Source organism: Nocardiopsis sp. N85 (assembly GCF_028882275.1).
Classification (GTDB): Bacteria; Actinomycetota; Actinomycetes; order Streptosporangiales; family Streptosporangiaceae; genus Nocardiopsis; species Nocardiopsis lambiniae.
The window spans coordinates 113,324-134,428 of sequence record NZ_JARBUT010000002.1 but is presented as its reverse complement, the minus strand read 5'-3'; the positions used below and the strand labels follow the sequence as shown (position 1 = coordinate 134,428).

Below are 21,105 nucleotides of genomic sequence, written 5' to 3'. Positions count from 1 at the left end.
TGCGAAAAAGGACGAAGACGGTGGATCCGGACGCGCGATGGGCACGGTCGGCCGGGGGGACGGCGTCCGGGAGATGGGATCAGAACGGGGTCGCGGTGAGAGGCGGGGCCCGGGTCGGCGGCAACGCCTCCGGCGCCGTCTGCACGGGCGCCGGTTCGACGCACGGTGGGTCGGCCGGCCACCAGGGCTGGTCCCACACGACCAGGCGCAGGACGCGACCGGGCAGGGCGTCGGGCATGTCCCGCACCCCCGACCGGGGCTCGCAGGTGGTCGGTTGCGGACCGACGGTGACCCGATGGCCGTCGGCGCTCGCGTACTCCCCCTCGCCCCGGGCCGGTTCGGCGGGGCCGTCGTGGGGGGTGCTGGCCACCCCGTACGAGGGCAGCACCGGCAGGGCCGGTTCGCCGGCGGTGATCACGGGGACGGAGAACACGACGAGCAGGGCCATCCCGGCGGCCACGGTCCGGGCGTGGGCGCGGACGATACGGGTCAGTGCACGGGGAACCGTGATGACCACCGCCTAAGGTCCGGGAGCGCCGAGGGGCGTCGAGTCGCGTGCGTCACAATGCGCGTGTTCGTCCAGCAGAGCATACGGGCACCCGTGGTCCCCGGGGAATCTCCCGTCCCGGAGCGTTCGTCCACACCACCGCCGAGGGAGTGCGTGTCAGGGCCTTCGCGGCTTTAGGCTTAGGCCATGTCGTCGAATCGTCACATCCTGACCGCGGTCGCTTGGCCTTACACCAACGGACCGCGCCACATCGGTCACGTGTCCGGCTTCGGAGTCCCCTCCGACGTCTTCTCCCGCTTCCAGCGAATGTCGGGGAACCACGTGCTGATGGTCAGCGGCACGGACGAACACGGCACCCCGATCCAGGTGCTCGCCGACCAGGAGGGTGTCACCGCCCGCGAACTGGCCGACCACTACAACCGGATCATCGCCGAGGACCTGGTCGCCCTCGGTCTGTCCTACGACCTGTTCACCCGCACCACCACCGGCAATCACTACGACGTGGTGCGGAGGCTGTTCACCACGCTGTACGAGAACGGGTACGTCTTCGCCCGCACCACCAAGGGCGCGATCTCCCCGTCCACGGGGCGCACCCTGCCGGACCGCTACATCGAGGGCATCTGCCCGATCTGCGCCTACGACGGCGCGCGCGGTGACCAGTGCGACAACTGCGGCAACCAGCTGGACCCGATCGACCTCATCTCCCCGCGCTCCAAGATCAACGGCGAGACCCCGGAGTTCGTGGACAGCGAGCACTTCATGCTCGACCTGCCGGCGTTCGCCGGCGTGCTCGGCGAGTGGCTCAAGGGCAAGGAGGGCGACTGGCGCCCCAACGTCCTGAAGTTCTCCCTGAACCTGCTGGACGACCTCCAGCCGCGCGCGGTCACCCGCGACCTGGACTGGGGCGTGCCCATCCCGCTGGACGGGTGGAGCGACAACCCCGGCAAGCGGCTGTACGTGTGGTTCGACGCCGTCATCGGCTACCTGTCGGCGTCCATCGAGTGGGCGGAGCGCACCGGCGACCCCGAGGCGTGGCGGCGCTGGTGGCAGCAGGGGGACGCGCCGGACTCGTTCTACTTCATGGGCAAGGACAACATCGTCTTCCACTCGGTGATCTGGCCGGCCATCCTGCTCGGCGTGAGCGGCAAGGGCGACCGCGCCGGCGAGCCCGGTCCGCTCGGTGTGCTCGACGTGCCGACCGAGGTGGTCTCCAGCGAGTTCCTCACCATGGAGGGGCGCAAGTTCTCCTCCTCGCGGCGTGTGGTCATCTACGTCCGCGACTTCCTGGAGCGCTACTCCGCCGACGCGCTGCGCTACTACATCATGGCCGCCGGACCCGAGACCCAGGACACCGACTTCACCTGGGCCGAGTTCGTGCGCCGCAACAACGACGAGCTGGTGGCGGCCTGGGGCAACCTGGTCAACCGCTCCATCTCCATGGCGGCCAAGAACCTCGGCGCGATCCCCGAGGCCGGTGAGCTCACCGACGAGGACCGCCGGGTGCTCGACGCCTCCAGGACGGCGTTCGACACGGTCGGCGCGCGTCTGGAGCGGTCGCAGTTCAAGGCGGGTCTCCAGGAGGCGATGCGCACCGTCGCCGAGGCCAACAAGTACATCTCCGAGCAGGCCCCGTGGGCGCTGAAGAAGACCGACCCGGAGCGGATGGCCACCGTGCTGCACGTGGCGCTCCAGCTGGTCCACGACGCCAACACCCTGCTCACGCCGTTCCTGCCGGAGTCGGCCAACAAGGTGTACGCGATGCTGGGCGGCGAGGGTTCCTGGACGGGCATGCCCCGGCTGGACACCGGCCACGACCACATCGGCGGCTCGGCGGAGAAGGTGGACTACCCGGTCATCACGGGTGACTACGCCGGCGACGCGGCCCGCTGGGAGTCGATCCCGATCGTGCCGGGCACCCCGCTGAACCGGCCCGAGCCGCTGTTCGCCAAGCTCGACCCGTCCATCGTCGACGAGGAGCTGGCCCGCCTGGAGGGCGGCGCGGAGTAGACGACCGGCCGGATGACACAGGGCCCTGGAGGACCGCTGAGGACTTCCAGGGCCTTCGTCTCGTGCGGAACGCTCAAGGGGGCGAGAGGAGATCGAGTGCTCGGACGATGTCCCGGCCTCCGAGGACGATGCGCGCCGGTTCGGGTTCGATGTGCCCTCTGATCCACAGCATGGTCTCCCGCACGTCCGCGAAGGGATGGTATCCGAACGCGGTGGCGGTCTCCGACGCTTGGTCCACCAGCCCTTCCTCGCACTGTCGGAGATAGGAGCGCAGGATGTTCTTCGTGTTGACGAAGGCTGCGCGCCGACCGAGTGTCAGTGACGTCCTGTTGAGACCGAAGACTTCTATCGTCTCCCTCCCCTGCGGGGTCATGCCCTGGTATTCGCCGGTGGACGGTGCCAGCCGCAGGTGCTCGGTCGGTTCGTCCGAAGTGGGATCGATCAGGAGGGGATCTCCGCCACTGTCACGGGGGAACGTCTCTCGTTCCTCATGGCTGTTGCAGTGAGAACAGGCCAGGAGATGGTTGGGCCAAGAGAAGGCCCGAAGGGGAGCGAGGAACAGCGGCTCGAAGTGATCGATGTCGGTTCCCATGCTGTCACCGCGGTACATGCAACGGTTGATGCCGGCGGCCATGAGGTCGAGCTGTTCGCGTACGCCTTTCCTACAGGTGCCCGCACTCTTCCACTCGCTTCGGGCGGTTTCTCCGTCCGCTGCGATTCGGGTGAGCTCGTCGGTCTTCTGCGTGAGCTTCTCGGCCAGGTCAGCGGGTAGTCCGGTACGACCGAGCCTGATCACCTCTCGGAGTCCAATCGGGCGGCGACCTCGTCCACACGAGCGCTGAGAGAGCTGTTGAGCAGTCTGTTGAGCTCCATGTACTCGCGCTGTTCCGCATCGGAGGCCGTTCCCCGAAGCACAGACCACTCCAGTGCCCCCAACCGTCGGCGTTCGCGCTCCGCTTCCTCGGAGTAGGGGGTGTCGATGCCGAAGAGGTCCGTGAGGAGGACGTCGTCACCGCTGCCGTACACGATGCGTTGATAAAGGTCCTCGGAGACCGCTCGCGGGGCCTCCTCTTCATTGACCCCGGGAAGCCGGATGAGTCCTCTGACCAAGGGCCGCGTTCGGGAGACCTGCTTCCCGCCCCCCGAGAGGCGTTGGTGGGACCGGTCACGGTTTCCCGCGAGTGGTGGCTCGGATCGGGCCTTCTCCACTGGAGGGTCCCCGCGAAGCTCGTCCGTCTGGGGCGGCCCTGGGTGAACCGATCCCACCGGCTGTCGGGGCGGATGGTCACCGTGATCTCGCCGAGGTTCGTGTCATGGGACATCCAGTGGCCGAAGTCGGGCATCAGTCGGAGAGCGTAGTTCTGGCCGACCAGACCCAGGGCGATGGCTCGTAGCAGAGTCGTCTTACCGGACCCGTTCCGTCCGGCCAGAACGGTCCACCCGGCCTGGCCGTCGCGAGGAAGGGGGAACGCCAGGTCGTTCACCGCGCGGGCCCCATGGAACCCCCGGATGCCTGAGACGCTGATCCGCTCGATGTACAAGTGCGACCCCGATGTAGGTCGAAGGAGATGCGTGCGGTCCCCACCTTGATTCCGCCTGTCGGAGGGCCCGGGAGGAAGTGCCGGCCCACGCACCTAGAATCTGCACGATGAGTCGAGAAGGAAGGCGGTCCTCCATGGGCAAGCGGTCGGGGAAGGCCGTCGAGGCGCGCAACGCGCAGACGCCGCCTCCGCCTCCGGAGCCGTTGCGGGTCCCGGTGGCCGACGCGCACACCCACATGGACATGCAGACCCCGGAGGTCCCGGAGATCATCGCGGCGGCCGAGGCCGTCGGGGTGACCCCGCTGCTCCAGGTGGGCGTGGACCTGCCGTCGTCGCGGTGGGCGGTCGAGGTCGCCGCCGCGCACCCCGGGAAGGTGTGGGCGGCGGTCGCCCTGCACCCCAACGAGGCCCCGCGCGTCGTGCACGGCGACGGCGCGGCCGGGGTGGAGGTGGACGACACCGACTGGGCGGGCAAGACCCGGTCCGCGGGCGGCCCCGAGGCCCTGGAACGGCAACTGGCCGAGATCGACGCGCTGGCGGCCCTGCCGCAGGTGGTGGCGGTCGGCGAGACCGGCCTGGACACGTTCCGCACCGGCCCCGAGGGCACGCGGGCCCAGGAGGACTCCTTCCGGGGGCACATCGCCATCGCCAAGGGGCACGGCAAGGCCCTGATGATCCACGACCGGGAGGCGCACGAGGACGTGTTCCGCGTGCTGGCGGAGGAGGGCGCTCCGGAGACGGTGGTGTTCCACTGCTTCTCCGGCGACGCCGACATGGCCCGCCGCTGCGCGGATCTCGGGTACTTCATGAGTTTCGCGGGGAACGTGACGTTCGCCAGCGCCGATCCGCTCCGCGAGGCCGCGAAGGCGGCCCCGCCGGAGCTGATGCTGGTGGAGACGGACGCGCCGTTCCTGACGCCCAAGCCCTACCGGGGGCGGCCCAACGCCCCCTACCTCATCCCGCACACGCTGCGGACGCTGGCCCGGGTCAAGGGGCTGGACGAGGACGTGCTCGCCGGGATCATCGCCGGCAACGCCAAGCGGGCCTTCGGGTTCTGAGGACCCGAAGACCCGGACGGTCGGGCGCCGTCCCCTCGGGGACGCCGCCCGACGCCGTCAGTACCCGCCGCGTTTGAAGCGGGCGTTCTCCCGGGCCCGGCGGTCGGCGCTCTTCCAGTGGCGGATCCGTTCGGCGCGCAGCCGCACGTCCCCCCGGGACCGGTTCCGTTCCGCCTCGCGGCGCAGCCTGTTCCAGCGCTCCAGTCGGCGCAGGTCCAGTTCGCCCTCGTCGACGGCGGCCCGGACCGCGCATCCGGGCTCGCTCTCGTGGGCGCAGTCCCGGAAACGGCACCGTTCGGCCAGGTCGGTGACGTCGGAGAAGGTGCGGTCCACGCCCTCGGTATCGCCGGGGACGTCGATGCGGCGCACGCCCGGGATGTCCAGGACGATCGCCCCGCCCGGCAGGAGGAGCAGCTGCCGGTGGGTGGTGGTGTGCCGTCCCCGCTTGTCGCCGCGCACCTCCCCGGTGTCCATGAGGTCGCCACCGGCGATCGCGTTGACGAGGCTGGACTTGCCCGCCCCCGAGGTGCCGAGCAGCACCCAGGTGGAACCCGGGCGCAGCCGCTCCGCGAGTTCCGGCAGCCCCTCACCGGTGTGCGCGCTGACCACGTGCAGTTCGACGCCGGGGGAGACGGAACGCACGAGTTCGACGACCTCGGGCAGTCGGTCCCCGGCGAGTTCGGCCTTGGTGACGGCGACGACGGGCGTGGCGCCGCCGGTCCGGACCAGGCTCAGGAACCGTTCGAGGCGACCCACGTTCGGCCCCTGGTCGGCGGCCTCGCAGATCAGCACGTGATCGACGCCGGCGGCCAGCACCTGGTCGTGGGAGTCCTTGGCGATGCCCTGGCGGACGAGTGTGCCGGAGCGTTCCAGCACGGCCTCCACCAGCCAGGCGTCGCCCGAGCGGCGCACGGCCACCCAGTCGCCGGTGCACGGTGCCAGGGTGGGATCCCGTCGGGCCGCCTTGAGGACGGCGGGGGAGTGGTCGGCGGGGACCTCCTCGGGGAGGTTCACCACCGAGCCGCCACGGCGGGCGGCCGAGACGCGTCCGGGCACCAGGAGGTGTTCGGACGCGTGGGAGACGGAGTCGAAGGCGGCCGCGACGCGCGGGTTCCAGCCCAGTGCGGTCAGCGGACGCGAGGGCGTGTCGGTGACACGGGTGTTCACGGTGTGGCTCTTTCCTCTGGGGAGGCGAGCCGGGCACCTGTGGAGAAGGTGCGCTCAGGGCTCGCGGTAGATCGGGAGATGGGGCTTTCGGGCATGGACGAACACGGGCATCGGTCGTCCTCCTCTCCGTCTCGTTCCACGGCACGCGCACGCGGACCCACCGAAAGTACCCTCGGCGGGTCCGCGAAGGCCACCTGTTTTCCCACCGGCCCTCCGGCGGGTCAGCGGCGACGGCTCCAGACGTCGTCGGACGAGGGCCGGACGCCCGCCGGGGTGGAGCCCACCGGGGGGCCCGAGGCGTGGCGGGGCGCGTACCCGGCCTCCTCGGGGCGCACGACGGTCTCGGCCGGGTCGGGGGTCGCGTGCCCGGGCCGGCGGGCGTAGTCGACGCGCTCCTCCTCGACCCCCAGGAGGAGGAAGAGGCTACAGACCAGCAGGAACACGAAGAGCACGACGATCATCGGCAACAGCAGGTCGGGCACCGTGGATCCCTCGGGCGCGCCGTAGCGGGCGAAGTCGGGCGGCTCGACGTGCACGCCGGCCATCCCGGTGTAGTGCATCGAGGTGACGGCGACGCCCATCAGCAGGGAGGCGCCGATGATGGGGAGGACCCCCCTGAGGCGGGAGGCGAACCACAGGGCGACGGTGGCCGCGATGAGCGCGATGACGCACGAGGCGATCACGTGGCGCGGGTCCTGGTGCAGCTCACCGTGGACGTTCATCGAGGCGACGCCGATGTAGTGCATGGCGAGGACGCCGCTCCCCAGCAGGAGGCCGCTGAGCAGCAGCCAGGGGCCGGTCCGCTTGTGGAGGGTCAGGACGAGCGCACCGCCCATGACCACGATGGCGATGACACCGCTGGCGATGGTGAGCGTCGGATCGTAGCGGATCGCCGTCCCCGACAGGCGGAAACCCATCATGGCGATGAAGTGCATGGACCACACGGCCATGCCGCCGAGGGAGAGGGCGGCGAGGCCCGTCCACTGCCATCGGGCCAGGCCGGTGGTCCTGCGGGCCCGGTAGGCGAACGAGAGCCCGAGGAAGGATCCGATCGCGGAGACGGTGAGGGCGATGGCGGGGGTCAGCCAGTCCTGGCCGAAGACATCGTCGAGCACGGGACTCTACTTTCCATGACCTGTGTCACATTCGGCACGGGTTATGGATGTTAGGCAGGAATCGCCCCGTTGGCCAGGGGGTCTCCGAAATCCGTTCGGCCTGACGCGGTGAATTTTTGCGAAAGGGAGGAGGTTTTTCGCCTATTGAGTCCGATGTCCGTATGGGGATCAGCGGCCCGTCGGACGAAAGGAATCGAAACCGTGACGAGGAGAGTACTCTCCGTTCTCGTTTCCCTTTTTCCCCTCGTCCTCTGAAATCCGTTCGGCCGGGGCGGAGGTCCGTCGAGGGGTGTCCTCCACGCCCAGCATCAGGAAGAGGCTGCACACGAGCAGGAAGACGAACAGGCCCACCACGAGCGGCAGCAGCAACTCCGAGGAGGTGGCCCCGTCGGGGACGGCCATCACGTGCCCGTGGTCCTCCACGGTGGCGCTCATCCCGAACATGCCGGTGTAGTGCATGCAGGAGACGGCCAGGCCCATGAGCAGGGAGGCGAGGGTGATGGCGGGCAGGCCGTCGACGCGTCGGGCGAACCACAGGGCCACGGTCGCCGCGGCCAGGGCGATCACCGACGCCGCGACCACGTACAGCGGGTCGTGGTGGAGTTCGCCGTTCAGGTTCATCGAGGCCATGCCCAGGTAGTGCATGGCGACGATGCCGGAACCGGCGATGGCGCCGCCGGCCAGCAGCCAGGCCGTGGTGGCGCGACGACTGGTCAGGTACAGCGCCACACCCATGACCAGCACGGCTATCACGCCGCTGGTGAGCGTCAGTCCGGTGTCGTAGCGGAGGGCGGTGCCGGAGACCTGGAAGCCCATCATGGCGATGAAGTGCATGGACCACACGGCGGTGCCGCCCAGGCAGATCGCGCTCAGGGTCAGCCACTGCCAGCGGATGAAACGGCCCGTGGTCCTACGCGCCCGGACGGACAGCATCAGGCCGATGAAAGAACCGATGACCGATACCGCGTAGGCGATCACCGGAGTCCACAGTCCGTTGGTGAAGTGGTCGATCATGCTGGGCCGTCCCGGTGCGACAGTGGCGATTCTTCCTGGTGAGGCGATCATAGAAAGCGGACCCGGAAATGAAAACCGCCCCATATCACATAAAACAATGTCGGTGTGCCGGTGGTGGCGGGGGCGGCCGATCCCATCGGACGTGTCACGGAAGGTGACCGTGACCTGCGTGTCACGCATCACTCCGCGGTGTCGCGATCACGGGGAGCGGTGTGTGCGGCGAAGACCCTGGAAGGCGATGGTGGCGAGGGCGTCGGCGATCTCCTCGGCCGCCAGTCCCCGGTCGGGCTTGTACCACTCCACGATCGAATTGACCATGCCGAACAGCAGCCGGGCGGCCACCGCGGGGTCGACGTCGTCACGGATGTCGCCGTCCACGATGCCCTCGCGGACCAGGTCGGCGATCAGGTGGTCGAACTCGCGGCGCCTCTCCAGCGCGTGCTTCTCCACCTCGGTGTTGCCGCGCACCCGCAGCAGCAGGGTGACGTGCGGGAGCAGTTCGACCAGTACCCGCACGCTGCCCCGCAGGACGTGGTCGAGGCGGTCCACGGCCGGACCGGTGGTCGACTCCTCCTCGCGGGTGACCGCGAACAGGGCGTCCAGCGCCAGGTCCAGGGATCGGCGCAGCAGCTCGGTCTTGCTGGAGACGTGGTGATAGATGGCGGACTTGGTCACGCCGAGCGCGCGTGCCAGGTCCTCCATGCTGGTCCCGTCGTAGCCGCGCTCGTTGAAGACGCGGGCCGCCACGTGCAGGACGGAATCGGCGTCGTGTCCGGGGCGTCCGGAGCGGCGCCTTCCGGATCGCGGGGGCGCGGACTCGCCAGGGCTGGTTCGGGGCACGGTTGTCGAATCTACCTCGTGTGGTCCCCCGGTCGGGGGGTGAACACCGGATCGACGGGTGACGTGTCGTGGACGCCACACGGGGATCCGGTGACCGAACGGTCGGTCGGCAGGGAGTCTACGGGGGATCGCGGCGCATCGGTAGAGGTGAGGGGCCTGAAGACGGGCTTCGGCCACCTTCGATCCCGGCACCTTCGCCGAGTGGGAGCGGATCCGTAACGCTAAGGATCCGTTAAGTGACTGGTGTCCTTTTTTGGCGAGTAGTAGCTTTTCTTCGCTTTCTTTGGACAAGGGGCACTTTCTGCCCTCAAGCGAAGAAGAAGAGACTCCCCATGGCCATCTCACGTCGTCACGCCCTGCGCGCCTCCCTGCTCGGGAGCGCGGGGGCCGCCCTGGCCACCGCGGCCCCCGCGTCTGCCTGGGCCGAACCCGACGCCCCCTTCGACGGGGGCGCGCGCCAGGCCCTGCGACTGCTCAAGGAGGGCAACCGGCGCTGGCGCCGGTTCGCCTCCCGTCACCCCAACGAGGGCCGGAACCGCCGGATCGAGGTCGCGCAGGGTCAGAACCCCTTCGCCCTCGTCCTCGGTTGCGCCGACTCCCGAGTCCCTCCGGAGCTGGTCTTCGACCGGGGTCTGGGCGACCTGTTCACCGTCCGCTCCGCCGGCGAGGTCCTCGACTCCTCGGTGCTCGGCAGCGTCACCTACGCCGTCGAGCACCTGGAGGTCCCCCTCATCGTCGTCCTGGGGCACTCCTCGTGCGGCGCGGTGAGCGCCGCCGTGGACGCCCACCGCACCGGTGAACTCCCGCACGGGCACGTCGGTTACCTGGTCGAGCAGATCCTGGAGGTCGTCGAAGCCACACCCGACGAGGGCGACGACTTCCTCGACGCCTGCGTACGGGCCAACGCCGTCCACGTCGCGGACCTGCTGCGCACCGACGACGAACTGCGCCCCTTCGTCGAGTCCGGCCGTCTGGACATCGTTCCGGCCCGTTACGACCTGAACGGGTACGGGGTCGACTGGCTCTGACCCGGGTCCGGAAAACCAGGGAGGTAGGTCCCTAAAAACCCACAAGATCATAAAAGTGATCGCCCAGACCATTCTGGGCGATCACTGTTTTCCAAGGTTTTTCCATGCACATTCATCCTCAATCGTTTTCGTTGCGACATTGTCGACCTAACTCTTTCACCAGGCATTACGTCATTAATTTCTGAAAACCCTGCGAACCCGGGTGAGTCGCCTTATTCTCGTGCTGTCCGTACAAGGGCGTCACCCGTGATCGATGTGTCGCGGGTCGCCCGGCCCCGTCTTCGCAAAGGACCGACGTGCGCGCCATCGACCGACAGATGAGGGACATGCTCCAGACGCCCGGGGTGCGCAGCGTCCACCTCGTCGATTGGCGGAGCGGGCACACCCTCGCCCGGACCGGTGACGACGACCGCGCGGAGGACGCCATCGCGATCCTCCGCGCCGTGCACACGGGACCCTTGTGCGCCGCGCAGGAGATGGAGGACGTCGTCGTCTCCGACGCCGACCACCATGTCCTGCTCGCCGTCCTCGCCGGGTCGGACGACCTGTGCCTTCGGGCACGCGTGGCGCGGCACGAGGGCAACCTCGGCTTCGCCCTACGACGCCTGCGCCTCCTCGCCCGCACCGCGCAGGTGCCCGTGCCCCACCGCGATCGGCCACCGGCCCGGGGCCGGGGCGTCCCCCGGCCCCGGGCCGCGACCCCCGTGGACCGGAGCGTGCTGGAACGCGTCCTCACCGCCCTGCGCACCCTGTCCACGGACCATCCCGGTACCGCTCGGGCGGTGATCACGTGACCGGTGGAGCCTCCCCGCGCCGCAAGGTCCAGGGGCTGCGCCGCTGGATCGCCGATCGGGGCCGGACGCGCCGAACCACCCAAAGGAGAGAGAACGACATGCCGAACATCGAATCCGGTCTCAAGGAGATGATGGAGATCGAGGGGGCGGTCGGCGCCGCCGTCGTCGACTACAGCAGCGGGATGGCACTGGGCACCCTCGCCTCCACCAACACGCTCGACCTCACGGTCGCGGCGGCCGGGAACACCGAGGTGGTCCGCGCCAAGATGCGCACGATGGACCAGCTCGGCCTCAACGACGCCATCGAGGACATCCTCATCACCCTGTCCGGGCAGTACCACGTCATCCGGCCGCTCACCAGCCGCAAGGGGCAGGGCCTCTTCCTCTACCTGGCACTGGACCGCGGCCGGGGCAACCTCGCCCTGGCCCGGCACCGGCTCAAGAGCATCGAGGAGACCTTGGAGGTGTGACGCCGGGACGGGGGCGCGAGCACGGGTCGCGACGAGCACCGCGGCGCCCCCGTCCCGGCCGGAAACCGGTTCCCAGGGAGCGAGGGGATGGTGGACAATTGCGGGTACCCCGCTCTCCTCCCAGCAGCCCCCTCGCCAAGGAGAACCGGCCATGTTCCGGATCGCCATCAGCCGTCTCGCCGACGACGGACCGCGCATCGTCCCGGAGCACCGGGGCACCGTGCTGTCCGTCGACGAGGCGGTCCGCGCCGTCCTCGACCGTCTGCCCGCCGTCGACCCGGCGGCGTTCACCGGCAGAGCCGTCCAGGACTCGGTCAACCGGGTCAACGACTTCCGGCGCGACGTCGTCGCAGACGGCCACCGCTATCGGGTGATCATCGCCCCGATGATGTGACGAGAACCGGGGCCCGTGACCGACGGGGCCCCGGACGGACGTCAGTCCGAACCGAACGCCGAGTCGAAGGACGCCTCCGGCGGGTCGTACGCGTGCGCCCGGACGAACTCCACCGCCTCGGCCGCCCCGACCAGCCGGTCCATCCCGGCGTCCTCCCACTCCACCGAGATCGGCCCCGTGTAGCCGATCGCGTTGAGGACCCGGAAGCAGTCCTCCCACGGCACGTCGCCGTGCCCGGTCGACACGAAGTCCCAGCCGCGCCGCGGGTCGCCCCAGGGCAGGTGGGACCCCAGCCGACCGTTGCGGCCGTTGCCGGTGCGCTTGCGGGTGTCCTTGCAGTCCACGTGGTAGATGCGGTCCCGGAAGTCCCACAGGAACCCCGCCGGATCGATGTCCTGCCACACCATGTGGCTGGGGTCCCAGTTCAGGCCGAACGCCTCCCGGTGCCCCACCGCCTCCAGCGCCGCCTCGGTGGACCAGTGGTCGTAGGCGATCTCCGAGGGGTGGACCTCGTGCGCGAACCTCACCCCCACCTCGTCGAACACGTCCAGGATCGGGTTCCAGCGGTCGGCGAAGTCCCGGTATCCGGCCTCGATGACGTCCGCGCCGACCGGCGGGAACATCGCCACGTACTTCCAGATCGCCGAACCGGTGAAGCCCACCACCGTGGACACGCCGAGCCGGGCGGCCGCCCGCGCGGTCGTCCTCATCTCCTCGGCGGCCCGCCGTCGCACCCCCTCGGGGTCGCCGTCGCCCCAGACCCGGGAGGGCAGGATGTCCCGGTGCCTTCGGTCGATGGGGTCGTCGCAGACGGCCTGCCCCAGCAGGTGGTTGGAGATCGCCCAGAGCCCCAGCCCGTGCCGTTCGAGCGTGTCGAGGCGGTCGCGCACGTAGTCGTCGTCGACGGCGGCCCGGGTGACGTCGAGGTGATCGCCCCAGCAGGCGAGTTCCAGCCCGTCGTAACCCCACGCGGAGGCCAGGGAGCAGATCTCCTCGAAGGGCAGATCGGCCCACTGTCCGGTGAAGAGGGTGACTGGTCGTGTCATGGTCGGGCCTTTCGTCGGTGGACCCCGGAGTCCGCTTGGGGCGGGGGCGGGCGGTCCCGCCGCGGTGGCGGCGGGACCGGTGACATCGATGGTCGTGGTGGTCGGTCGTCGTCAGTGGTGGTACTCGTGCTCGGTCCGGTCTCCGGCGGTGCCGTCGGGCTCCAACGCACCCAGGCCGGGGGCCGCCGGCAGGTGGGCGTGGACGGGGCCGATCCCCGCGCCGACCGCGGCCTCGTCCAGGTGCGCGGCCGCGACGGACCAGCCCACGACGGCCTCGTTCCGCACGTCCATCGCCGTGTGCAGCAGGTCCATGCGCAGGTCCTCGTCCTCCACCAGCGCCGCCTTGGAGTAGGTGTCGGCGACCACCACCAGCAGCGACGCCGACGAGATCAGACCGGTACGGACGGGATCGACGTCGTCCTCGGTGGCCAGGGAGGTGACGACGTCGTGCGCGGTGGTCCGCCACCCGTGCACGGTCGCGGCGTCCACCGGTTCCAGGGACGGGTGCGAGCCGTCGGTCGGAAGCCACTCCTCCATCTCCGCGATGACCGGGGTCAGGTCCTCGCGTGCCGTCATCGCGGTCTCGGCCAGCGCGCCCACGGCGTCCGGGTCACCGGACGGCCCGCCCTCCCCGGCGGACAGGACGAGCGCTGCGATCAGTGCGCCCACGAGGACCATGGAGCCGATGGTGAGCCACCAGGTCAGGGCGGTGGTGTGCGTGGGTTCGGGGAGATCCTCCGAGGGAGGGGCGTGGTGCTCCTCGTCCAGGGGGGTCCGGTGGTCGGCGGGCATGGTGACGTCTCCTAGCGGGTGGGAGTCACCCTGCTCCCAGCGGCGCTTTCCGGCGAGCGCGGCACCGAGCGGGGTGGGGGTGTGCCGTCCGGGACACGCCGCCGGACCGGCCGCTGTGCGCACACGGCCGGGTACGGACCGCGTCCCGCCTCCCCCCACCACTCCTCACCTTCCACTCGGGAGAGACCGCAGGAACGCCAGTCCGTCGACGGCGATCGCGTCCTGGGTCGCCGCGAGCGGCCGCCAGATGGAGGCCGCCGTGGCGATGGTGGCATTCTCTGCGGTGAACGATTCGATGACCAGGGGGCCTGGGTGACCGATCGTGTCCAGCGCGTCGACGATCCCGGTCCAGTCCAGGTGATCGGCGCCGGGGGCGCCCCGGTCGTTGGCGCACACCTGCACGTGGGCGACCCGGTCACCGGCCCGCAGGATCGCCGCCGGGACGTCCCGCTCCTCGATGTTCATGTGGTAGACGTCCAGAGCCAGACCGCAGTGCTCGACGGGCAGGTCGGCGAGCAGCTCCAGTCCTTGGTCGACGGTGTTGAGCACGCTCGTCTCATAACGGTTCAGCGGTTCCACGGCCAACCGCACCCCCGCCCCCGCCGCGTGCTCGACGACCGGGGCCAGCGCCTCGGTCAGCTCCGAGGCCAGGGCGGACCGCTCCGCCGGTGTCATCCGCCAGGTCCGGCCCACCGAGGCGTAGGCGGGACCGGCGGCGACGGGCGACCCGACCGCCGCCGCCATGTCCACGACCCGACGCAGGTAGTCCCGCGTCGCCCCACGGGTGCCCGGGTCGGTCGCCACCAGCTCCCGACCCGGGCCCATGACCAGGACGACGCTGGGCGCCAGGCCCAGTCCGTCCAGCAGGTCCCGGGCGCGGCCGGGGTCCCAGTCGTCGACGTCCTCCACCGGGAGTTCGATCACGTCGAACCCCCACCCGGCCACCCGGGGGGCGATCCGCTCCAGATCCGCCCCCGTCAGCGGTGACGTCCACACCCAGGTGTTGACCCCCAACGCGCGCATGCGCCCCTCCTCCTACCGGTCGGTCCAGGCCTCGGGGAAGCCGGGCAGGTCCTCGCCGCCGAACTTGGCGTAGTGCAGCGACGGCATGTCGGCGTTGCGGTCCAGGTAGTCCTGGAGCTCGTCCTGGCGGATCGGCTCCTGCGGCAGGACCCACTCGGCGGGGACCTCCTCGCCGGCCAGGATCATCGAGGCGGCCAGCACCGGGGTCCGCCACTGGAAGTTGGAGTACACCGGCGCGATCGCGGTCAGCCCCTCCTCGTCCCACGTGCGCATGAAGCTCAGCTCGTCCTCACCGGAGATCACCGGGTAGGGCCGACCGGCGTCCTCGAAGGCCTCCAGGGCGGCCACGGCGCCGTCGCCGGCGTCCATCCAGATGCCGTTCACCTCGCCGCGCTGGAGGTGCTGGGAGACCAGGTCCTTGATCTTGGCGCCGTCGCCCTCGGTGAACTCGTAGCCGAGCACCTCCAGGTCGCTGCCGCCGAAGATCTCCTGGGCCGCCGCCCACCGGTGCTCCAGCACGTCCACACCCGGCAGGATGCGCAACGCCAGCACGGTCGAGCCGGGCTCCAGGTTCTCCACCAGGAACTCGGCGGCGTCGGCGCCGTAGGCGTAACCGCCGATCGGGTGGATGAAGGTCACCATGCAATCGGAGTTGACGCCGCGGTCGAACACGATGACCGGGACGCCGCTCTCGCACGCGGTCTCCACCGCCGGGGTCAGGGTGGCGGTGGTGGACGGCGAGATGATGATGGCGTCGCAGTCGCCGGAGTCGACGAACGCCTGGATGTCGGAGATCTGCTGGTTGTCGTCGTCGGCGGCGTCGGAGACCCGGAAGTCGCCGATGCGTCCCTCCTCCTGGAGCGCCTCCACCTGCTGTTCCATGGTGATGAAGCCGGTGACGCGCCACGGGTTGGACACCGAGGCGTTGGAGAAGCACACGGTGGCGTCCTCCGGGGAGTCGTGGACGAACTCCGCGGTGTCCGTCCACTCCGGTTCGATCGCCTGTGACCAGGGCTCGTCGGCCGGTCCCTCCGGCTCGATCTCGCGCTGGGCGAGCTGGGCCTCGTACTCGGCCGGGTCGAACCACTCCGCGTCGGGGGTCAGCCCGGTTCCACCGCCCTCACCTCCGGCGGCGTCGTCCGGCGCGTCCGTGGTACACGCCGAGAGCATCAGTGTCAGACCGGCGGTGCCGGCGAGCAGCATGCGGGGGATGCGCATGATTACCTCCTGGGAGTGCCGAGCGGTGGCTCGGGTTCGTGGTCCGGTCGCCGTCGGAGGCGTCCCGGAAGTCGGAGTTCGCCTCGGCGGGCGGCATAGGCCACCGCGGCGATGATGATGAGCCCCTGCACCGACGGCTGGATGGTGGAGGGCAGGTAGAGCTGGTTGAACAGGGTGAACAGCGCCTCGACGGTGAGGGCGCCCAGTGCGGCGGCCACGACCGTCCCGCGGCCGCCGCCCAGGACGACACCGCCCAGCACCACGGCGGTGATGGCGGTGAACTCCAGACCCTGGCCGACCTGCGCGGTGACCCCGGCGTACCCGCCGATGAGGATCGCCGCGACCGTGGCCATGAGGGCGGAGCCGACGAAGGCCAGGGTGCGCGTCCGCTGGACCCGCACTCCGGAGAAGGCGGCGGCGACGTCGTTGTCCCCGGTCGCCATGAGGGAACGTCCGAACGGGGAGCGCATGAGGAACACGGCGACGACGGTCAGCGCCAGCGCGATGAGCACCGCCCACGGCAGTTGGCCCAGGAACGGCACGTCCTCGATCCCGCCCCGGCCCGGAACGCGGAACGACTCCGACAGGGAGCCGGTGGGGGCGCCGCCGGTCCAGTAGCGGACCGCGCCGAACAGGACGAGCATCATGCCCAGGGTGGTGATGATCGAGGGCACCTTGAGCAGGGTCGTGACCAGTCCGTTGACCAGGCCCACCAGCAGTCCGAAGGCGAGCATGAGGCCGATGACCGGCAGGGTCACGCCCTCCTCGCCGTCGATGAGTCGGGCCGCGATGACCACCTGGGCGCCGACCAGCGAACCGACCGACAGGTCGAACTCCCCGGAGACGATGACCAGGTACTGGCCGACGGCCAGGACGACCAGCGGTGCCGCCTTCTTGGCGAAGGCCATGAGCGGCGGACCCTGGAAGAACGACGGGTTCTGGGTGGCGATGACCACGAAGACGAGCACCAGTAGCAGGAGCACCGTGGCGGTGCCGCCCCGGCCGAACGCGGCCAGGGCCGCCGGGTACGGGCGACGCGCGGAGGGTGTCGGCGCGGTCATCGTCCACCTCCCCGGGTGATCGGTGCGGGGACGGCGTCGCCCGGTTCGGAGGGGGGATCGGTCGGGTCGGGGGAGGGATCGGGCACGGGTGGCGGTGGTCCGCCGGAGGGGAAGCGCACCCGCCCCGCCGACCGTGACGGCCGACCGCGGGCGTAGATGGCCACGGCGGTGATGACGATGACGCCGCGCAGCACGTCCTTGACGAACGGATCCACCGCCAGCACGTTGAACACCGTGTCGAGGGTGGCGAGGATGAACACCCCGGCGAGGGTCCCGGCCACACCGCCGCGCCCGCCCAGCAGGTAGGTGCCGCCCAGCACCACCGCGGCGATGGCCTCCAGTTCGTAGCCGTTGCCGTAGACCAGGGCGCTGCCGGTGCCGAACCGGGCGGCCAGCAGCAGCCCGGCCACCCCGGCGGTCATCGAGCACAGGACGTGCGCGGTGATGACGGGGACCCGGTCGCGGACCCCGGACAGTCGGGCCACCTCCGCGTCGCCGCCCACGGCGTACATGTGATAGCCGGTGCGGCTGCGGTGCAGGAACACGATCGCCGCGACCGCCAGGCCCACCATGACCAGGGTGGAGATCGGCAGCACCCCGACGCGGGTGTGGCCGAACGCCTGGAAGGCGGCGGGCACGTCCCCGGCCGGGCCTTGGAAGTTGGTGTCCAGGAAGCCCTTGATGATGAGCCCCGTGCCGAGGGTGGCGATGAACGGATTGACCCGCAGCCAGGTGACGATGGTGCCGTTGGCCAGGCCGATCAGCGCCGCGAGCCCGAGGGTGGCGGCGATCCCCAGCGGGATCCGGGAGGGGTCGCCCGCCATGGTCGTGGCCGCGACCACGGTGGACAGGGCGGCGACGTACCCGACGGACAGGTCCAGGGACCGGCACAGGATGACCAGGGTCTGGCCGATGGCGAGGAACCCGAGCAGGCTGCTGCGGGTGAACAGGTCGACGGTGTTGGCCGTGGTGAACAGGTTCCGGCCCTGGGACGCCACGTAGACGCTGCTCAGCACCAGCAGGAGGAGCAGGGCCAGGTAGACCGCGCCGGTGGTGCCGGTGCGCGCCCACAGGCCTCGGACGGTGTCGATGAGGGAGGCGGGGGGACGGTTCACGGTGCGGCCTCCTCGTGTCGGGCGGGGCCGTCCCCGTCGCCCGGGGTGGTCTCGGCGGCTGTGCCGGGGTCGGGCCCGGGGGAGCCCGGAGGGCCGGGGGGATCGTGTTCGGCCTGTGCGACCTCCTCGACCACGGCGGTGATCCGGGGGTCCTCCACCCCCGGGTCGGCGGTCTCCGGCGGGGACCCGGTGGCCAGGGCCATGACCTCCTCCTCACCCGAGCCGCCGGGGAGTCCGCCCGCCACCCGGCCGTCGGCCAGGACGACGAGGCGGTCGGACATGCCGATGAGCTCGGGCAGCTCCGAGGAGATGAGCACGATCGCCACCCCCGACGCCGCGAGTTCGCGCATCAGCCGGTAGACGGCCTGTTTGGCGCCCACGTCGATGCCGCGGGTCGGCTCGTCCAGGACCATCACGCCGGGTTCGGCGGCCAGCCACTTGGCCAGTACGACCTTCTGCTGGTTGCCGCCGGACAGGTAGCGGACCTCCTGGGCGCTCCCGCCGTGCGAGACCAGTTCCAGGGAGGAGAGCACCCCGGGCAACCGGGCGGCCCGGGGACCGGACCCGAACGGCCACACGGCGTCCAGGACCAGGCGGGCGTTGGCGGCGATCGACTGGTTCAGGGCCAGCCCCTGCGTCTTGCGGTCCTCGCTCACCAGGACCAGACCCGCCCGGATCGCGGCCCGGGGGGAGCGCGGGTCCACCCGGCGGCCGTCCACGACGACCTCGCCCCGGGTGAAGCGGTCGATCCCGAAGAGGGCGTGGGCGATCTCCGTGCGACCGCTTCCCTGAAGACCGGCCAGCCCCACGATCTCGCCGCCGCGCACCTCGAACGAGACGTCGTCCAGTTGGGAGTTGCCGCCGCCGCGCACCTCCAGGCGCACCTCGCCGGAGCGCTCCCCCCTGGGTTCCAGGTGACCGGGGAAGACCGCCGACACCGGGCGGCCCACCATCATGCGCACCAGGTCGGCGGGGCGGGTGTCGGCGGCCTCCACGGTGTCGACGAGGCGACCGTCCTTGAGGACGGTGATCCGGCTCGCCAGGTCGAAGATCTCCCGCATCCGGTGCGAGACGTACAGCACCGCCACGTCGCGTTCGAGGAGGCGGCCGATGATCCGGTAGAGCACCTCCACCTCGCCCTCGGCCAGCGCGGCGGTCGGCTCGTCCATGGAGATGACGCGGGCGTCGTGCGAGAGCGCCTTGACGATCTCGACCACCTGCTGCCGGGCCACCGACAGGGACCGGACCCGCGCCCAGGGGTCGATGCCCTCCAGGTCCAGGTCGGCGAGCAGGGCGGCGGTGGCGCGTTCCATGGCCCGGCCGTCCACCGTGCCGAACCGGCCCCGGATCTCCCGGCCCAGGAACACGTTCTCGGCGACGGTCCGCTCCGGGAGCAGGTTGAACTCCTGGAAGACGGTGGCCACGCCCGCCCGCTGGGCCTGGACCGGGTGCTCGAAGGAGACGGGGCGTCCGTCCAGTTCGACGACGCCCTCGTCGGCCGGGTGGACCCCGGCCAGGACCTTCATCAGCGTGGACTTGCCCGCGCCGTTCTCACCGACCAGGGCGTGCACCCGTCCCGGGTACAGCTCCAGGTCGACGCCGTGCAGGACGCGGACGCCCAGGAAGGACTTGGTGATGCCGCTCATGCGGATGACGGGTGCCTCGGGGGGTTCGGCGCTCATCCCCGGTCCACCTCGGTGATGTCGACCCAGCGGTGCTCGCGCGCCGACAGGAGCACGGCCTCGGCGATGACCGCCGCGCGCAGCCCGTCGGCGAAGACCGGCAGCCCCTCGGGGGCGCCGCCGGCCACGGCGTCGGCGGTGTCGGCGACCAGGGCGTTGAAACAGTCCTGGTAGCCCTGGGGGTGACCGACGGGGACGCCGGAGAGCCGGGCGGCGTCGGCGCTCAGGTCGGGGGAGTCGCGGGAGATGATCGCGGTGCGCCCGCGCCCGCCCGCCCACAGGGTCTCGGGGCGCTCCTGGTCGAAGCGGAGGGACCCCTCGGTGCCGGAGACCTCCAGCACCAGGCTGTTCTTGCGGCCGGGGGAGACCTGGCTGATGACGGCGCTCCCGATGGTCCCGCCCGCCGTCGTGAACTGGAGGGTGACCAGGTCCTCGGTGGCGACCGGGCGTCCGTCGCGGACGTCGTTGAAACGGCCGGTCTGCGCGCTGACGGAGGTGATCCGGTCGCCGGTGACGAACTCCAGCATGTCGCACCAGTGCGAACCGATGTCGCCGAAGGCCCGGGTGGGTCCGCCGATGGCCGGGTCCACCCGCCAGTTGTCCTCCCCCGGGTACAGGAGCCAGTCCTGGAGGTAGCCGCCGTGGGCCAGTCCGACCCGGCCGATGGCGCCGGCGGCGACCAGGGCGCGGGCCTCACGGGCCATGGGGTGGAAGCGGTAGGCGAAGGGGACGACGGCGACCCGCTCCGCGGCCTCCGCCGCCGCGGTCATCTCCCGGGCGGTGGCGGCGTCGGTGGCCAGGGGTTTCTCGCACACCACGTGCTTGCCGGCGTCGAGCGCGGCCAGGCTCAGCGGTGCGTGCAGGTGGTTGGGGACGCACACGTGCACCACGTCCACGTCGTCGCTGCGGATCAGGTCGAGCGCGTCGGCGTGGGCGCGTCCGGCGCCGTGGGCGACGCGGAAGGCCTCGGCCTTCTCCGGGGAGGAGCCCGCGACCCCGACCACCGCGCCCCCGTGGGCGCGGACGGCGTGGCCGTGGACCCGCCCCATGAACCCGGTGCCGATGACCGCGGCGCGGTAGGCGTTCGTCGTGGTCGTGGCATCGGATCCGCCGCCGATGCTTGTGACCTTGCTCACTGACATGGTGGAACCGTACGCCGGACTTATGACGATGGTCAAGCATAAGTTGAGAAATGTGACCGCAATAGGGTGACACCAGTCGGTCAATAGATC

Annotated in this window: 21 protein-coding genes and 1 pseudogene; 6 read left to right on the top strand and 16 right to left on the bottom strand. The window is 70.6% G+C overall.

Annotated features, from left to right (window positions below):
- Positions 1 to 79 precede the first annotated feature (79 nt).
- Entirely contained in the window at positions 80 to 517 is a 438-nt protein-coding gene (locus tag PWG71_RS04580; protein WP_274808240.1) for a hypothetical protein, read from the bottom strand.
- A 177-nt stretch (positions 518 to 694) separates the two neighbouring features.
- Here PWG71_RS04580 and metG point away from each other — a divergent pair, with 177 nt between their 5' ends.
- Complete coding sequence (gene metG, locus PWG71_RS04575) at positions 695 to 2,515, top strand: methionine--tRNA ligase (protein ID WP_274808239.1); 1,821 nt, start codon at positions 695 to 697, stop codon at positions 2,513 to 2,515.
- A 73-nt stretch (positions 2,516 to 2,588) separates the two neighbouring features.
- On the opposite strand, the gene PWG71_RS04570 is transcribed toward metG, so the two are convergent.
- The 3 genes and pseudogenes from PWG71_RS04570 to PWG71_RS28745 form a co-directional block, all read right to left on the bottom strand.
- Positions 2,589 to 3,311 carry an HNH endonuclease gene (locus PWG71_RS04570; protein ID WP_274808238.1) on the bottom strand — a complete coding sequence of 241 codons (723 nt, stop codon included), beginning with the start codon at positions 3,309 to 3,311 and terminating at the stop codon, positions 2,589 to 2,591.
- The gene (locus PWG71_RS04565) at positions 3,308 to 3,541 is read right to left on the bottom strand and encodes an ATP-binding protein (protein WP_274808237.1); all 234 of its coding nucleotides are present in this window, start codon (positions 3,539 to 3,541) and stop codon (positions 3,308 to 3,310) included. Before PWG71_RS04565 ends, PWG71_RS04570 begins: the two co-directional genes overlap by 4 nt.
- Before the next feature lie 332 nt (positions 3,542 to 3,873).
- Positions 3,874 to 3,999, bottom strand: a pseudogene (locus PWG71_RS28745) (AAA family ATPase); the annotation flags it as partial.
- A 191-nt stretch (positions 4,000 to 4,190) separates the two neighbouring features.
- Between PWG71_RS28745 and PWG71_RS04560 the strand changes: the two are divergent.
- Entirely contained in the window at positions 4,191 to 5,114 is a 924-nt protein-coding gene (locus tag PWG71_RS04560) for a TatD family hydrolase (protein WP_274808477.1), read from the top strand.
- 57 nt (positions 5,115 to 5,171) lie between these two features.
- Here the strand turns inward: PWG71_RS04560 and rsgA are convergent, their stop codons facing one another.
- The 4 genes from rsgA to PWG71_RS04540 form a co-directional block, all read right to left on the bottom strand.
- Positions 5,172 to 6,281 carry a ribosome small subunit-dependent GTPase A gene (gene rsgA / locus PWG71_RS04555; RefSeq protein ID WP_274808236.1) on the bottom strand — a complete coding sequence of 370 codons (1,110 nt, stop codon included), beginning with the start codon at positions 6,279 to 6,281 and terminating at the stop codon, positions 5,172 to 5,174.
- A 221-nt stretch (positions 6,282 to 6,502) separates the two neighbouring features.
- Positions 6,503 to 7,396 (bottom strand): MHYT domain-containing protein, encoded by an 894-nt coding sequence (locus tag PWG71_RS04550; RefSeq protein ID WP_274808235.1) that lies wholly within the window; start codon positions 7,394 to 7,396, stop codon positions 6,503 to 6,505.
- Between the two features lie 168 nt (positions 7,397 to 7,564).
- Positions 7,565 to 8,410 (bottom strand): MHYT domain-containing protein, encoded by an 846-nt coding sequence (locus PWG71_RS04545; protein WP_274808234.1) that lies wholly within the window; start codon positions 8,408 to 8,410, stop codon positions 7,565 to 7,567.
- A 198-nt stretch (positions 8,411 to 8,608) separates the two neighbouring features.
- The gene (locus PWG71_RS04540) at positions 8,609 to 9,157 is read right to left on the bottom strand and encodes a TetR/AcrR family transcriptional regulator (RefSeq protein WP_274808476.1); all 549 of its coding nucleotides are present in this window, start codon (positions 9,155 to 9,157) and stop codon (positions 8,609 to 8,611) included.
- A gap of 425 nt (positions 9,158 to 9,582) precedes the next feature.
- Here PWG71_RS04540 and PWG71_RS04535 point away from each other — a divergent pair, with 425 nt between their 5' ends.
- The 4 genes from PWG71_RS04535 (at position 9,583) to PWG71_RS04520 (ending at position 11,936) form a co-directional block, all read left to right on the top strand.
- Entirely contained in the window at positions 9,583 to 10,278 is a 696-nt protein-coding gene (locus PWG71_RS04535; RefSeq protein WP_274808233.1) for a carbonic anhydrase, read from the top strand.
- A 317-nt stretch (positions 10,279 to 10,595) separates the two neighbouring features.
- Entirely contained in the window at positions 10,596 to 11,072 is a 477-nt protein-coding gene (locus PWG71_RS04530; RefSeq protein ID WP_446724980.1) for a hypothetical protein, read from the top strand.
- Between the two features lie 98 nt (positions 11,073 to 11,170).
- Complete coding sequence (locus PWG71_RS04525; RefSeq protein ID WP_274808231.1) at positions 11,171 to 11,542, top strand: hypothetical protein; 372 nt, start codon at positions 11,171 to 11,173, stop codon at positions 11,540 to 11,542.
- 151 nt (positions 11,543 to 11,693) lie between these two features.
- Positions 11,694 to 11,936, top strand: a complete 243-nt coding sequence (locus tag PWG71_RS04520) for a hypothetical protein (RefSeq protein ID WP_274808230.1) — start codon at positions 11,694 to 11,696, stop codon at positions 11,934 to 11,936.
- A gap of 41 nt (positions 11,937 to 11,977) precedes the next feature.
- On the opposite strand, the gene PWG71_RS04515 is transcribed toward PWG71_RS04520, so the two are convergent.
- From PWG71_RS04515 to PWG71_RS04480, 8 genes are all read right to left on the bottom strand, one after another.
- A complete protein-coding gene (locus tag PWG71_RS04515) occupies positions 11,978 to 12,982 on the bottom strand; it encodes a sugar phosphate isomerase/epimerase family protein (RefSeq protein WP_274808229.1) in 1,005 nt (334 codons plus the stop codon).
- A 111-nt stretch (positions 12,983 to 13,093) separates the two neighbouring features.
- Entirely contained in the window at positions 13,094 to 13,774 is a 681-nt protein-coding gene (locus PWG71_RS04510) for a hypothetical protein (RefSeq protein ID WP_274808228.1), read from the bottom strand.
- 165 nt (positions 13,775 to 13,939) lie between these two features.
- Positions 13,940 to 14,797, bottom strand: coding sequence for a sugar phosphate isomerase/epimerase family protein (locus tag PWG71_RS04505; RefSeq protein WP_274808227.1), 858 nt, complete (start codon positions 14,795 to 14,797; stop codon positions 13,940 to 13,942).
- A gap of 12 nt (positions 14,798 to 14,809) precedes the next feature.
- Positions 14,810 to 16,015 carry a substrate-binding domain-containing protein gene (locus tag PWG71_RS04500; RefSeq protein WP_274808226.1) on the bottom strand — a complete coding sequence of 402 codons (1,206 nt, stop codon included), beginning with the start codon at positions 16,013 to 16,015 and terminating at the stop codon, positions 14,810 to 14,812.
- A gap of 2 nt (positions 16,016 to 16,017) precedes the next feature.
- Complete coding sequence (locus PWG71_RS04495; protein ID WP_274808225.1) at positions 16,018 to 17,076, bottom strand: ABC transporter permease; 1,059 nt, start codon at positions 17,074 to 17,076, stop codon at positions 16,018 to 16,020.
- Positions 17,073 to 18,191, bottom strand: coding sequence for an ABC transporter permease (locus PWG71_RS04490; protein WP_274808224.1), 1,119 nt, complete (start codon positions 18,189 to 18,191; stop codon positions 17,073 to 17,075). The genes PWG71_RS04495 and PWG71_RS04490 overlap by 4 nt, the downstream gene beginning before the upstream one ends.
- Positions 18,188 to 19,873 carry a sugar ABC transporter ATP-binding protein gene (locus tag PWG71_RS04485; protein ID WP_274808223.1) on the bottom strand — a complete coding sequence of 562 codons (1,686 nt, stop codon included), beginning with the start codon at positions 19,871 to 19,873 and terminating at the stop codon, positions 18,188 to 18,190. The genes PWG71_RS04490 and PWG71_RS04485 overlap by 4 nt, the downstream gene beginning before the upstream one ends.
- Positions 19,870 to 21,009 carry a Gfo/Idh/MocA family protein gene (locus PWG71_RS04480; RefSeq protein ID WP_446724979.1) on the bottom strand — a complete coding sequence of 380 codons (1,140 nt, stop codon included), beginning with the start codon at positions 21,007 to 21,009 and terminating at the stop codon, positions 19,870 to 19,872. The genes PWG71_RS04485 and PWG71_RS04480 overlap by 4 nt, the downstream gene beginning before the upstream one ends.
- Positions 21,010 to 21,105: the final 96 nt, after the last annotated feature.

Bases quoted from the DNA above. Each gene is read 5' to 3' on its own strand.
- metG (WP_274808239.1), top strand. From the start codon at position 695: ATGTCGTCGAATCGTCACATCCTGACCGCGGTCGCTTGGCCTTACACC.
- PWG71_RS04560 (WP_274808477.1), top strand. From the start codon at position 4,191: ATGGGCAAGCGGTCGGGGAAGGCCGTCGAGGCGCGCAACGCGCAGACG.
- PWG71_RS04545 (WP_274808234.1), bottom strand. From the start codon at position 8,410: ATGATCGACCACTTCACCAACGGACTGTGGACTCCGGTGATCGCCTAC.
- PWG71_RS04535 (WP_274808233.1), top strand. From the start codon at position 9,583: ATGGCCATCTCACGTCGTCACGCCCTGCGCGCCTCCCTGCTCGGGAGC.
- PWG71_RS04530 (WP_446724980.1), top strand. From the start codon at position 10,596: ATGAGGGACATGCTCCAGACGCCCGGGGTGCGCAGCGTCCACCTCGTC.
- PWG71_RS04525 (WP_274808231.1), top strand. From the start codon at position 11,171: ATGCCGAACATCGAATCCGGTCTCAAGGAGATGATGGAGATCGAGGGG.
- PWG71_RS04520 (WP_274808230.1), top strand. From the start codon at position 11,694: ATGTTCCGGATCGCCATCAGCCGTCTCGCCGACGACGGACCGCGCATC.
- PWG71_RS04515 (WP_274808229.1), bottom strand. From the start codon at position 12,982: ATGACACGACCAGTCACCCTCTTCACCGGACAGTGGGCCGATCTGCCC.
- PWG71_RS04510 (WP_274808228.1), bottom strand. From the start codon at position 13,774: ATGCCCGCCGACCACCGGACCCCCCTGGACGAGGAGCACCACGCCCCT.
- PWG71_RS04505 (WP_274808227.1), bottom strand. From the start codon at position 14,797: ATGCGCGCGTTGGGGGTCAACACCTGGGTGTGGACGTCACCGCTGACG.
- PWG71_RS04500 (WP_274808226.1), bottom strand. From the start codon at position 16,015: ATGCGCATCCCCCGCATGCTGCTCGCCGGCACCGCCGGTCTGACACTG.
- PWG71_RS04495 (WP_274808225.1), bottom strand. From the start codon at position 17,076: ATGACCGCGCCGACACCCTCCGCGCGTCGCCCGTACCCGGCGGCCCTG.
- PWG71_RS04485 (WP_274808223.1), bottom strand. From the start codon at position 19,873: ATGAGCGCCGAACCCCCCGAGGCACCCGTCATCCGCATGAGCGGCATC.